Origin of the sequence: Streptomyces sp. NPDC007929, from assembly GCF_042959065.1 — a bacterium.
Lineage (GTDB): Bacteria > Actinomycetota > Actinomycetes > Streptomycetales > Streptomycetaceae > Streptomyces.
This window is the reverse complement of the sequence record NZ_JBIBKD010000008.1, coordinates 434,611-447,108: the sequence shown is the minus strand read 5'-3', so window position 1 is coordinate 447,108 and position 12,498 is coordinate 434,611. Positions and strand designations below refer to the sequence as shown.

11 protein-coding genes are annotated in these 12,498 nt (G+C 71.8%); 5 read left to right on the top strand and 6 right to left on the bottom strand.

The features are described from left to right. Positions 1-7: 7 nt before the first annotated feature. Complete coding sequence (locus ACFZDE_RS28095) at positions 8-793, bottom strand: protein phosphatase 2C domain-containing protein (RefSeq protein WP_391204346.1); 786 nt, start codon at positions 791-793, stop codon at positions 8-10. A gap of 368 nt (positions 794-1,161) precedes the next feature. Between ACFZDE_RS28095 and ACFZDE_RS28090 the strand changes: the two genes are divergently transcribed. The 5 genes from ACFZDE_RS28090 to ACFZDE_RS28070 are packed head-to-tail and all read left to right on the top strand — an operon-like array spanning position 1,162 to position 7,574. After that, the gene (locus ACFZDE_RS28090; RefSeq protein WP_391204343.1) at positions 1,162-4,731 is read left to right on the top strand and encodes a nitrate- and nitrite sensing domain-containing protein; all 3,570 of its coding nucleotides are present in this window, start codon (positions 1,162-1,164) and stop codon (positions 4,729-4,731) included. Next, positions 4,728-5,252, top strand: a complete 525-nt coding sequence (locus tag ACFZDE_RS28085; protein ID WP_390993860.1) for a roadblock/LC7 domain-containing protein — start codon at positions 4,728-4,730, stop codon at positions 5,250-5,252. The genes ACFZDE_RS28090 and ACFZDE_RS28085 overlap by 4 nt, the downstream gene beginning before the upstream one ends. Next, a complete protein-coding gene (locus ACFZDE_RS28080; protein WP_390993861.1) occupies positions 5,249-5,671 on the top strand; it encodes a DUF742 domain-containing protein in 423 nt (140 codons plus the stop codon). The genes ACFZDE_RS28085 and ACFZDE_RS28080 overlap by 4 nt, the downstream gene beginning before the upstream one ends. After that, the gene (locus ACFZDE_RS28075) at positions 5,652-6,299 is read left to right on the top strand and encodes an ATP/GTP-binding protein (RefSeq protein ID WP_387844652.1); all 648 of its coding nucleotides are present in this window, start codon (positions 5,652-5,654) and stop codon (positions 6,297-6,299) included. Before ACFZDE_RS28080 ends, ACFZDE_RS28075 begins: the two co-directional genes overlap by 20 nt. Positions 6,300-6,311: 12 nt before the next feature. Then, a complete protein-coding gene (locus tag ACFZDE_RS28070) occupies positions 6,312-7,574 on the top strand; it encodes a styrene monooxygenase/indole monooxygenase family protein (protein WP_391204340.1) in 1,263 nt (420 codons plus the stop codon). Here ACFZDE_RS28070 and ACFZDE_RS28065 read toward each other — a convergent pair. From ACFZDE_RS28065 to ACFZDE_RS28045, 5 genes are all read right to left on the bottom strand, one after another. Then, a complete protein-coding gene (locus tag ACFZDE_RS28065; protein WP_391204337.1) occupies positions 7,571-8,833 on the bottom strand; it encodes an NlpC/P60 family protein in 1,263 nt (420 codons plus the stop codon). The two genes, ACFZDE_RS28070 and ACFZDE_RS28065, sit on opposite strands and share 4 nt — an antisense overlap. A gap of 106 nt (positions 8,834-8,939) precedes the next feature. After that, a complete protein-coding gene (locus tag ACFZDE_RS28060; protein WP_391204335.1) occupies positions 8,940-9,239 on the bottom strand; it encodes a hypothetical protein in 300 nt (99 codons plus the stop codon). Positions 9,240-9,249: 10 nt separating this feature from the next. Further along, a complete protein-coding gene (locus tag ACFZDE_RS28055) occupies positions 9,250-9,903 on the bottom strand; it encodes a TetR family transcriptional regulator (RefSeq protein ID WP_390993865.1) in 654 nt (217 codons plus the stop codon). Between the two features lie 328 nt (positions 9,904-10,231). After that, positions 10,232-11,224, bottom strand: a complete 993-nt coding sequence (locus ACFZDE_RS28050) for a hypothetical protein (protein WP_391204332.1) — start codon at positions 11,222-11,224, stop codon at positions 10,232-10,234. Between the two features lie 89 nt (positions 11,225-11,313). Further along, on the bottom strand, positions 11,314-12,252 hold the full coding sequence (locus tag ACFZDE_RS28045; RefSeq protein WP_391204329.1) for a diiron oxygenase: 939 nt from the start codon (positions 12,250-12,252) through the stop codon (positions 11,314-11,316). Between the last annotated feature and the right edge of the window lie 246 nt (positions 12,253-12,498).

The window sequence follows — 12,498 nt, the reverse complement described above, 5'->3', positions numbered from 1 at the left end:
GGGCGCTCTAGAACTCGACGTACACGGCCGTCGCGTCGTCGTGGCGCTTGCTCCGGCCCAGGGACGTCAACGCCGCGTCCGACCGCTCCAGCGCCCGGACGCGGTCCACGAGGGCCCGCGGACCCTCCTTGCGCAGCAGCTGGAAGCAGTCCGTCCAGTCGCCCTCCTCGAACCGCTCGACCCAGCGGGTCGCGCCGTCCGTCAGCGCGGCCAGGGCACGGACCCGGGCGCGGGGCACCGTTCCGGTCACCGCCCGGGCCGCCACCGACGGGTCGGCCGCCGCCGTGAAGAAGCCGCCCTCCTTGTTCCGGAGCGTGGCGTCCACCTGCGCGTCCGTCGCCAGCGCCGAGCGGGGGAGCAGGGCCAGCCGGTCGTCGAGGACGGGGGTCACCACGCCGTCCGGGGACTCCAGCAGCAACGCCGAGTCCGACAGGACCAGGTACTCCACGGTGGCCGGATTCCAGCGGGCCACGACCACCGTGGCCTGGGGAGTCCGAGGGTGAGAAAGGTCACAGGTTGCGGCGTGCGCCTCGGAGGTACGCGCGATGGCACGGGACAACACGTCGACCAGAGGAACATCCGGGAGTGAAACGGTCAGTTCGGTCAGTGCCCCGCCGAGGTGCGCCGTGAACCAGGGGACGGAATGCAGACAGCCCGTCCCGGTCCTCGGGGGCGTGACCCCGTCCAGGACGACGACCGAACCACCCTGCCCCGAGGCCGGTAGTCCGACACTGGCGAAGTCCTCGTTGGGGCGGTCGGCGTCTCCGGGCTCCGAGGCGAGTTCAGTACGCATCCAGCCAGTCTGCACGAGCCCTTCACAACGTCCGCAGAAGACCGGCAATGGTCCCCGGACGTGCGCAGCCGCGCAGGTCAGACGCCAGGTTTGGGATGGAATGATTTGTTCCGGGAAGGCGTGGTGGCGAATACTGCCACCGGCCGTCCCCGTCGTCCAACCGGCGTGCCGCGCAAGGCCGCTGCACAGGCCCGCGGAACTTGCCCCTCAACTCCCGTCCGGGGTTCACTCCTTCGGGTGGCGGGTCAGGTGATGCGCGTGCGCTGCCCACCGGCGCTGGGAGGGTCGGGAAGTGTACCGGGAGTACGCACCAGTTGACGGAGCGTCATCCGGGCCCAAGGGTTCACGAGTCAGGAATGCGAGCACCGGTGCAGAAGACGCGGCCTCGTCGCACAGGCAAGCAGAAGGCCCCCGTTCAGGGTGCCGAGCCGACGCCGTCCACCGGCAAGGGCCGTCCCACGCATGTACGCAACCGGCTGATCGTGGCCGTGGCAGTCGTCGCGGCGGCCATCGCCGGCGCGGGCACGCCATCCGTCCTCGCGGCCTCCGGGCAACTCCACGACTCCCAGGAACTGGTGACGCTCGCGGAGCAGACGCAGGACGCGCTCGCCCTCGCGCACTCCCTCGCCGACGAGCGTGACGACGTCACCTCCTACATCGCGGCCGGGCGCCCCAAGTCCAAGGCGCCCTCCGAGCAGCGCAGCGCCCGCGTGGACCGGCAGGTCGAGGAGCTGAGGGCCGACACCGACACGCCCGCCTCGCTCCGCTCCGACCTCGACGGCATAGCGACCGTGCGCCGGGCGGCGCTCACCGGCAAGAGCAGCGCCCTCGAAGCGCACCAGGCGTACTCCAAGGCCATCACCGAACTCCACGGCCTCGCCGAGCAGCTGGCACAGCGGACGCCGCCGCGCGCGGGCGAGGGCGGATACGCCCTGGCCGAGCTGGACTCCGCCGTCCAGCAGGCCGCCGCGGCCCGCGGGCTGCTGCTCGCCGCGCTCAGCGTGCCGCGCGGCACCGAGACGGTCATCGACCCCGTCACCGGCCTGCCGACCGAGACCTCCACCTCCTCGGACGCCGACACCCGGCAGCGCGACGCCCTCAGCGCCGCCGCCCAGCAGGCCCGGCTGCGCTCCGACGCGGCGCTCGCCGACTTCCGCTCCACCGCGCCCAAGGAGGCCCGCGCCTCCTTCGACTCCACGGTCACCGGCACCGAGGTCAACAGCGCCGACAAATACCTCGCCACCCTGACCGACCAGCCGACGCTCTCCCGCAGCGATCTCGCCGCCAGCCCCAAGAAACTGAGCGCGGCCCTGTCCGCCCGCGTCGACCTGATGCGCGGTGTGGAGTCCGCCCTCTACGACCGGCGCACCAAGGACCTCGAGGCGCTGCGCGACGACGACGTCACCGCGCTGGAGATCCGCGTCGCGATCCTCGGCGCCCTCATGCTGCTCGCCGTCGGTGTCGCCACGGGCATGGCCCGCAGCCTCACCCGGCCGCTCGCGGTCCTGCGCCTCGGCTCCAAGCGGCTCGCCGAGGCGGAGGACCCGGCGGCCGAGGAGCCGGTGAAGTTCACCGGCCGCAACGACGAGTTCGCCCAGGCCGTCCGCTCCGTCAACGCCCTGCACGCGCACGCCGCCGCCCTCACCGAGCGGATCACCACGCTGGAGTCCGACCGCAAGCACCTGGTCGGCCAGCGCCAGAAGATGGCCGACGCGCGTGAGGAACTGCGCGGTGAGCTCGCCGAGTCCGCCGCCCAGCTGGAGCGGCTGCGCACGGCCATCGGCGGGACGTTCGTCAACCTCGCCCTGCGCACCCTGGGTCTCGTCGAGCGGCAGCTGGCCGTCATCGAGAACCTGGAGGAGCGCGAGCAGGACCCGGACCGGCTCGCCACGCTGTTCAGGCTCGACCACTTCGCCACGGTCATGCGGCGGCACAGCGAGAACCTGCTGGTCCTCGCCGGTACCGAGCACGTCCAGCACGCGGCCGGGCCCGTGCCGCTGGTGGACGTCGTGCGCGCCGCGGTCAGCGAGATCGAGCGCTACGAGCGGGTTCGCATCGCCGCGTTGCCGCCGCACGCGCACATCGCCGGGTTCGCCGCGGACGACCTCTCCCATCTGCTGGCCGAACTCATGGAGAACGCCACCTCGTTCTCCCCGCCCGACCTGCCCGTCGAGATCTCCGGCTGGCTGCTGGAGAACGGTGAGGTCATGCTCTCCGTCCAGGACGAGGGCATCGGCATGACCGAGGAGCGGCTGGAGCGCCTCAACTCCCGCCTCGCGGACTTCGACCCGGAGGCGCCGTACGACCAGGAGGGCGAGGACGGTCTCGGCCTCGGCCTGTACGTCGTCGCCCGGCTCGCCCACCGCCACGGGGTGCGCGTCCAGCTGCGCGAGCAGAAGCAGGGCGGTGTCGCGGCGGTCGTCGTCCTGCCGCGCACGCTGCTCGCCGCCGCCCCGCCCGTCGCCGCCCCGGCCTCCGGCCCCCTCGCCGGCACAGCCCCCTCCTACTCCTTCCCGGGCGCCGACGCCGAGGCCAACTCCAACGTCCTCCCCGGCCGTGCGACCGGCGACGACCCGCTGGTGACGGCGGCGGAGAAGGCGGTGGCGGTACGAGGGGAGGAGACGGCGGCCCCGGCTGCGGCCGACACGCCCTCCGACGTGGAAACACCCTCCGGCCCGGGGACGCCTTCCGGTGCGGGTACGGCGCCCGTTGCCGATCCGGCCGTAGCGGCCGAAGGGCCCGCCCCGACCGGCCCGGAGGAGCCTGCCGAGCCGCTCGGAGACGCCGACTCGACGACGCCCGCCGACAGCTCCGCACAGGCCGATCCGACGCCGCCCCCGGCCCCGGGCGCCGTCGCCGCCCCGGCGACGCCCGCCGACACCGATGCCTCCGCCACCCCAGCGGCACACGACGACTCGGCCGGGCCTGCCAACGCCGACCTGGCGACGCCCGGGAGTCGGGCGCCGCAAGCCGAGCCGGACGCCTCGGCTGCCCCGGCGATGTCTGCCGCCCCGGCAGTGCACGCCGACTCGGTCGGGCCCGCTGACGCCGACCTGGCGACGCCCGCTGACACCGATGCCTCCGCCACCCCAGCGGCACACGGCGACTCGGCCGGGCCCGCCGACGCCGACCCGGCGACGCCCGCCGACACCGATGCCTCCGCCATTCCAGCGGCACACGACGACTCGGCCGGGCCCGCCGACGCCGACCTGGCGACGCCCGCAGGAGCTGACCCGGACGCCTCGGCTGCCCCGGCGATGCCTGCCGCCCCGGCAGTGCACTCGGACTCGGTCGAGTCCGCTGACGCCGACCTGGCGACGCTCGCAGGAGCTGAGCCGGACGCCTCGGCTGCCCCGGCGACGCCTGCGGCCCCGGCAGTGCACTCCGACTCGGCCGGGCCTGCCGACGCCGACCTGGCGACGCTCGCAGGAGCCGACCCTGATGCCTCGGCTGCCCCGGCGACGCCTGCCGCCCCGGCAGCGCACTCCGACCTGGTCGAGCCCGCCGACGCCGACCCGGCGGCGCACGCCCGTCCCGGCGCCACCGCCGACCACGTCACCCCCTTGGAATCCCCCGCGGAAACCACCATGGAGTTGTGGATTCCGGTGCAGCCGGGGAGTCCGGACGAGGGGGGTTCCGAGCATGCGCGGGTGCCCGACGAGGAAGAGGACCGGGTCACCGACAAGGGTCTTCCCAAGCGCACTCCGAAGATCACCGCACCGGCCGCCGCACCACGCCGGCCCGGCGGGTCCGTCGACGCCGATGCCCTGCGCCGCCGACTCGGCGGATTCCGCCAGGGCGCCCAGGCCGGTTACCGCGAGGTGGAGGCGGAGATCGCCGAGAGGACGGCCTCGCACCAGCGGCCGGCCACCGGCGCAGCAGGACCAGCTGAACCCGAAGAAGCCACGGGGGGCACAGTCGAGGAGGCAAGCAGTTGACCGCTCCCAGTACCTTCGGACTGATCGGACTGAGCAGTGAGGCCCGCAATCTGCACTGGCTGCTGACCAACCTCGTCGAGGAGGTCCCCGGCATCCTCTCCGTCGCGGTCGTCTCGTCCGACGGACTGCTCCTGCTCTCCTCCGACGACCACCGCAACAAGCAGGCGAGGGAGGCCCTCCAGGCCCGCGGCACCCGGCGCACCGGTCCGCGCGGCTCCGCCGCCGACCTGGCCACCATCGTCTCCGGCATCGGCAGCCTCACCATCGGCGCCGCCAAGCTGATGGACTTCGGCGGCGTCCGGCACACGATGATCGCCATGGACGAGGGCAGCCTGTTCGTGATGTCGATCAGCGACGGCTCACTGCTCGGCGTCCACGGCTCCGCGGACTGCGACATGAGCGTGGTGGCGTACCACATGGCCCTGTTCGTCGGCCGCGCCGGCCACGTCCTGACGCCGGAACTCCGCAGCGAGCTCCGAAAATCCCTGGAGGATTCCCAGACGACGGGGAGTGCCCGATGAGCGCTACGCCGAAGCACCACCTCCCGGTCCGCGGCGGCGACCGCAAACCCGCCCGGGTCCGCCCCTACTCGCTCACCGGCGGCCGCACCCGCTTCGGCCACGTCCTCCTCGTGGAGACGTTCGTGGCGAGCACAGCCGCGCTGGAGGCCCCGGAGGAGCGCAAGGAACTGACCAACGGCCACCTCTCCACCCGCGTGATGCCGGAGCTGCGGGCCATCGTCGAACTGTGCCGCCGGATGCGTACGGTGGCCGAGATCGCCGCGCTGCTGAAGATGCCGCTCGGTGTGGTCCGCGTGCTCCTCAGCGACCTCGCGGACCAGGGAAAGATCCGTGTGTACGGAACGGGCACCGGCCACGGCACGGGCCGCCCGGACCGGGCTCTGCTGGAAAGGGTGCTGAGTGGACTCCGTCGTCTCTGACGCCGCTCACGGCGTCGCAGGTTCCTCCCCGTTCGTTCAGCCGGACGACAGCATGCACGCCTGGGAGACGGACCGCACCCGGGCCCCCATAGCCACCAAGATCGTGGTGGCGGGCGGCTTCGGCGTGGGCAAGACCACGCTGGTCACCTCCGTCTCGGAGATCACGCCCCTGCAGACCGAGGCGCTGATGACCGAGGCGAGCGAGGCGACCGACGACCTCACCGCCACCCCGGGCAAGACCACCACCACCGTCGCCATGGACTTCGGGCGCATCACGCTCGACGACGACCTGGTGCTCTACCTGTTCGGCACCCCGGGCCAGCAGCGCTTCTGGTTCATGTGGGACGACATCGTGCGCGGCGCGATCGGCGCCGTCGTCCTCGCCGACACCCGCCGCCTGAAGGACTGCTTCCCGGTCCTGGACTACTTCGAGAGCTCCGGACTGCCGTACGTGGTCGCCGTCAACCACTTCGACGGCAGCGAGCTGTTCGAGCCGGAGGACGTGCGGGAGGCCCTGACCATCCCGCGGCACATACCTGTCATGATCATGGACGCGCGTCGCCGGATCTCCGTGATCGAGACCCTCCTGGCCCTCGTGGGCCACGCGCTCGACGAAACCCCCGAGTAGAGGACAGCCCGCATGCGGAAGATACTCGTCGTCGGAGCCGGTCAGTCCGGGCTCCAGATCGCCCTCGGCCTCCAGTCACAGGGGTACGAGGTCACCCTGATGTCCAACCGGACGGCGGACGAGATCCGCACCGGCCGGGTCATGTCCACGCAGTGCATGTTCCACACGGCCCTTCAGCACGAGCGTGATCTCCAGCTGAACTTCTGGGAGTCCCAGGCCCCGAAGATCCAAGGACTCGGCGTCTCGGTCGCCGCCCCCGGCTCCTGGGCCGAAGGTCCCGCGGCGCGTGCCATCGACTGGCTGGGCCGGCTCGACGGCCACGCCCAGTCCGTCGACCAGCGCGTCAAGATGGCCGGCTGGATGGAGACGTTCGCCCAGCGCGGCGGGCAGCTCGTCATCCACGGCGCGGCCGTCGGCGACCTCGACTACTTCTCCCGCACCTACGACCTGGTGCTCGTCGCGGCCGGCAAGGGCGAACTGGTCCAGATGTTCGGCCGCGACGCCGAGCGCTCCCCGTACAGCGAGCCGCAGCGCGCGCTGGCCGTGGCGTACGTCCACGGTCTTGGCCCGCGCCCCGAGCACCCCGGCACCGAAGCGGTCCGCTGCAACCTCGTGCCGGGCGTCGGCGAGCTGTTCGTCATGCCGACCCTGACCACCTCCGGCCGTGCCGACATCCTGTTCTGGGAGGGCATACCCGGCGGCCCGCTCGACGCCTTCCACGGCGTCAAGGACCCCGCGGAGCACCTCTCCCTGACCCTGGAACTCATGGAGCGGTACGTCCCCTGGGAGTACGCGCGGGCCACCAAGGTCGAACTGACCGACGCCGGCGGCACGCTGGCCGGGCGCTACGCCCCCACCGTCCGCAACCCGATCGGCCGCCTCCCCGGCGGCGGACTCGTGCTGGGCGTGGCGGACGTCGTCGTCGCGAACGACCCGATCACCGGGCAGGGCTCCAACTCGGCGTCCAAGTGCGCCGCCGCCTACCTCGCCTCGATCACCGAGCACGGCGACAAGCCGTTCGACGAGGAGTGGATGCGGGCCACCTTCGACCGCTACTGGAACACCGCCCAGCACGTCACCAAGTGGACCAACGCGATGCTCGCGCCGCCGCCGGAGCACATCCTGAACCTCATCGGCGCCGCAGGTGAGCTCCAGCCGGTCGCCGACCGCTTCGCCAACGGCTTCGACACCCCGGCCGACTTCGAGAACTTCTTCTACGACCCCGACAAGACGCAGGCCTACCTGGCCGAGGTGTCCGGCGCGGGCGCCGCCTAGTCCGCCTCTCCTCCTCCTTCGTAGCCCGCGTCCGACCCGTCCATGGCCCCCGCGGGGAGCTTCGGCGGCTCGTAACGCCGCAGGGGCTCCCCGCCGGGGTCCGGTCGTACGGCGCCCAGCAGCGGGTTGGCCGCGATCGGCGACACCTTCACCTTCGCGCCCGGCCGGGGAGCCTGGACGACCATGCCGTCGCCGAGGTACAGCGCGACGTGCGTGGCCTTCGGGAAGTACACGACCAGGTCGCCGGGGCGCAGCTCGTCCAGGGGGATCCGCTCCAGCCGCTTCCACTGCTCCTGGCTGGTCCGCGGGACGGGTGTCCCCGCCTCGGCCCAGGCCTGCGAGGTCAGGCCCGAGCAGTCGTACGTCCTCGGGCCCTCGGCGCCCCACTCGTACGGCTTGCCGAGCTGCCGCAGTGCGTAGCGCACGGCGCGGCTGCCTTCGGCGGACGGGGTGGGGGTGCGGCGGGGGGTGGTGGTGCGGAGCGTTGTGGAGGTGCGGCGCGTTGTGGGGGTGGTTTCGCTCCCGTTCTTGCCGTCGTCCTGTGTGTCGTCGGTTGTGGACTCGCCTTCGAGCGCGCCCGACTCCAGCAGCTCCTTCTGCGCCTTCGCGACGCCCTTCTCCTCGAACTCGGCCAGCTCGGTGAGCTGTTCGCGGCTCAGGGAGGCGAGCAGTTCCTCGACCTCGTGGAGGCGGGCGGTGACTTCGTCCCGTTCCCTCTTGCGTCGCTCGGTGAGGGCGAGCTGCCGGTCCAGGGCCGTACGGGCCTTGCGGGCCAGTTCGTCGGCCTTGCGTTCGTGCCCCGCCAGCCGTCCGACGGTGTCGACCCGTTCCCGGGCGAGCCTGCCGATCACATGGCCCTGCTCGATCGCGTGCTGCGGGTCCCGGGCCAGGAGCAGACGTACGTACGGGGAGATGTCGGAGCTGCTCTGGTACTGCTGCCGGGCCAGCCGGCCGGCCGCGGACCGGCTGTCGTGCAGGGAGAGCCGGGCGCGGGCGAGGGCGCGGTCCAGGCGGTCGGTCTCGGCGCGCTGCTTCTTGAGCTTCTCCTCGGTGCCGTTGTAGGCCTCGGTGGCCTCCTCGGCCTTTCCGTACAGCTTCTGAAGATCCGTCAGGAGGCTTGCGATGTCGCGGTCCTCGGTGTCGCCTCGTTCTGCCCGCGGCTCGGGTGCGGCCGTGGCCGGGACGGGGGCGACGGGGGCCAGGGCGGTTCCGGCCGCCGTCGCCGCGATGCAGACCAGACGCAGAAGCCTTTTTGACATGCCATCACCTCCGGTGCGGGGGCGGCGTGGTGCCGCCGGACATCGTGAGGATCAGGCGGGTGCGGGCACTGCGCGCGGTGGGTGTGCGCGGTTCGGCGTAACGCGGTCACCCGTCGGCGTCGTCCGGCTTGCCGCGCGGCGTGGCGTCTGGCTTCGACCAGGGCCAGTTGAGGCGGCGGGGCGGGACGCCCTCCGGGGCGTACACGTACTTCCAGCGGTTGGTCAGGCCGACCTTGCCCGGGCCCCGGGGGACGCGGCGGTAGACCAGCACGGTGTCCGGTCCGCCGTCGGGGTCCGGGACGGGGATACGGTACGTCTTGGGCGGGTGGCCGGTCATGCCGAGGAGGACGGGCAGGACCCTGCCGTCCATGGGGCCGCCCTCGAAGGGGGTCTCTTCGCTCTTCACGGGATCAGTCTCAGACATCCTCGGCGAGCGCCAGGACCAGGGCGTCGGTCTGCGGGTCGCGGCGGGCGGTCACCGTCAGCATCGCCACGAACTGCTCGACGAGCCAGTCGCGGAGCTCCTCGACGGGCGGCTGCTTGTCCTCGTCGAGCCAGATCAGCGACGACGCCTCCACGGCGGTGATCCACATGCGGATGGTCATGCGCAGCCGCGGGCCGGGGCCGGTGACGCCCAGGTGGTTGAGGATGTGCTCGGCGGCGACGCGGCGGACTCCGTCGACGATGGCGGTGGTGCGGGACGTCTCGACGACGCTGCCGCCCTGGAGGAGGGCGCTGAAGCCGGTGTCGTGCTCGTCGACGAAGGTGAGGTAGCGGTCGAGGGCGCGGGACAGGCGGTGGAGGAGGGGGCCCTCGCGGGGTTCGTCGAAGCAGTGCTGGAGCTCGTCGGCGGCGGAGCGCAGGGCGGCCTCGTAGAGCTGCTGCTTGCCGCCCGGGAAGTAGCGGTATACCAGGGGGCGTGAGACTCCGGCCGCCTCCGCCACGTCGTCGAGGGACACCTCCTCGGGGGCGCGGTGGGCGAAGAGGTCCAGCGCGGAGGTGAGCAACTGGCTGCGGCGTTCCTCGACGCTGAGTCGCCGGTAGGCGGGGGTGGGGGCGGCTGGTGTCATGTCTCGCAGCGTAATCGGGGGGCCGGGGGGTGCGAAGCGGTGGTGGGTGCGCGCTTTGCGTGATGCCGGGGGGGGTGTGCGTTCTCGTGTGGCGTCCGGTGGGGGTGTGCGTTTTGGCGTGGCGCCGGGTGGGGTGCGCGCTTTCGTGTGACGCCGGGTGGGGCGCCCGTTTTCGCGTGGCGTCCGGTGGGGGGCGGGGCCGCGCCGGGGGGTGTCCGTCCTCGGAACGGCGCGATGGACCCGTTCACCGACTGACTCGCGTTGACGCGCCAACCGCTGCGGGCGGACACCCCCCGACACGGCCCCTTCTCGCCGTACGCGGGTGCGGCTAGCGCGCGTCCACGTGCTCGAAGTCGACGGCCGTGATCCGCGCGGCCTTCGGGGTCAGCTCGGCCATGCCCTGGCCCTCGAACATGTCGGTGATCAGCGGGCCCCTGGTGGCGCCGAAGGCGGACTGCTCCTCGCTGGGTACGAGGGACGCGCTGGAGCGGTAGGGCTCCTTGAGCAGGGACTCCTGCTTGTGGGCGGCGGGGAACAGGGCGAGGACGTTTCCGTTGGCCAGCCGCAGGGCGTAGACGCTCGGGTCGGCCGGGGTCTTGGCGAAGAACATCTTCGTGGCCATGCCCTCGGCCGTGCCCTCCTCGCTGCTGCGCCGGTAGGTCTTCTTCGCGTTCTCCACCGGCTTCGTGGAGGCCAGGGCGGCGCCCTTCTTCCTGCCGCCCGTCTGGAGGAGATCCTCGTACGCGGCGCCGATGTCGGCGGGGGCGAACGTGCCGACCTTGGTGGTGGGCTTCGCGACCTCGGCCAGGCCGTTCTTGTCGATGGCCGGCTCGGGGAGGGTCTCGCCGCTGCCGGTCCACAGGGAGAGCACCATCTTGTGGGTGCCGCCCACCTTGTCGAAGACCAGGAGCACGCTGTTGTCGCTGTCCTCGCTGGATGTCGCCCGGACGGCGAACCAGCTGGCCGTGCCCTTCTCGGGGATCACATAGGTGCGGTCCTTGTAGGAGAAGGGCTTGGCGTAGGCCTTCTGCTTCTTGTCCGGCCAGGTCTTGACGAGGGTGTAGGTTGCCTTGTCCATCGCGTAGACCTGGCCCGCCTCGACCGTCGCCAGCAGCTTCTCGTCCTGGGTGGAGTTGGCCTTGTTGTTGACCTTCTCGTAGTGGTCGGCGATCTTCTTGGCCTCCGCCCGGCTGACCACGCCCTGCGGCTTGTCGGCGGCCTTGTCGTCCTGGGACCCGGTGCCACCGCCGCACGCCGTCAGGGCGAGGGCGGTCGTGGCACCGAGGGCGGCGGTCTTGAGGCGGACGGTGTGGGGGGACATACGGTGCTGAACTCCTTCAGGGCCACGGAGGGTGACTACGTCTGGGAGGACAGTAGTCACCCCGCATGGACATGACGGAGTTGGGGTCGTCAGGCCAGCAGCCCGGACGACTTCCACAGACGGCGGCCTACGCCCCGCAGCACACCGATGTCGTCGAGGAAGTCGGTCAGCCGCCTGGAGCCGTTCTGCATGACCTCCCGGCGGTGGCCGCTCGCGCGCACCTGGGCGAGGGCCTTCCGCTTGTCGAGGCCCACGTTGGTGTAGACGTCCGGGTTCACGAACGCCACCGAGAAGACACGGGCGAACTCGCCGGAGGTGATGCGGGTGAACTCCTGGGACCACTTGGGGGCCGTCACCATCTGGCGGCGCAGTTCCTCACGGGCGTAGCGGACATGGCGGGCCTCTTCGACGACGTGGATGCGGGTGACACCGCGGACCAGGGTCTGGACCCGCTCGTCGGGGAACGTCAGGCGCTGCATCCAGTCGAGGACCTCCTCGCCGAGGAGGGTGGCGGTGAAGGAGCCGGGGGTGGTGGAGATGGTCTTGAACAGGCGGCCCAGCTGCTGGTGCGCCCGGCTGACCGGGTACCAGGGCGCGTCGCCGCGGGAGATCAGGCGGGCGAACATCTTGGAGTGGCGGCACTCGTCCTCGATCTCGGTGAGTGCGTAGCGCACGTGCGCGCTCGTCGCCGCCTTGTCGTAGATGTGCCGGACCAGCAGCTGCATCAGGATGATCTCGAACCAGATGCCCAGGGAGGCCAGGGCCGCGGCCTCGTGCTGGGAGAGCAGGATGCGCTGCTCCTCGCCCATGCGCTTCCAGAGCGGGGTGTCGTAGAGCGAGACCAGCTCCGGGGGCCAGAACCACTTGCCCTCCTCGAAGGGCGCGTCCCAGTCCAGTTCCTTGTCCGGGTCGAAGGAGTGCTTGGCGGAGGAGTCGAGCAGCCGCTGGGCCACCTGCTCCCGGTCCTTGAGCAGGCCCAGGGCATCGCGCAGGCCGTCGAGCGCGTCGGCTTCCGTCAGGGTCGTCATGGCTGCCCACCTCGTTGTGCACACGTCACTGTTCCCCTTATGAGACTGCCTGTCAGCAAGCTCGTCAATCCCTCGCGCACCACTTGTTGACCCGGCGTCTACTTCGTGGGGAAGTGTCGGTCCACCGGGGTCTTGATGCGGCCGAGGATGATCTGGGCGAGTTCGTGCGCGGGCTCAGTCATGAACCGAACGTAGGTCGGGCGCCCCGTGCCCACCAGCCCAGTCCCAGCAACCGGGCGGTGGTGC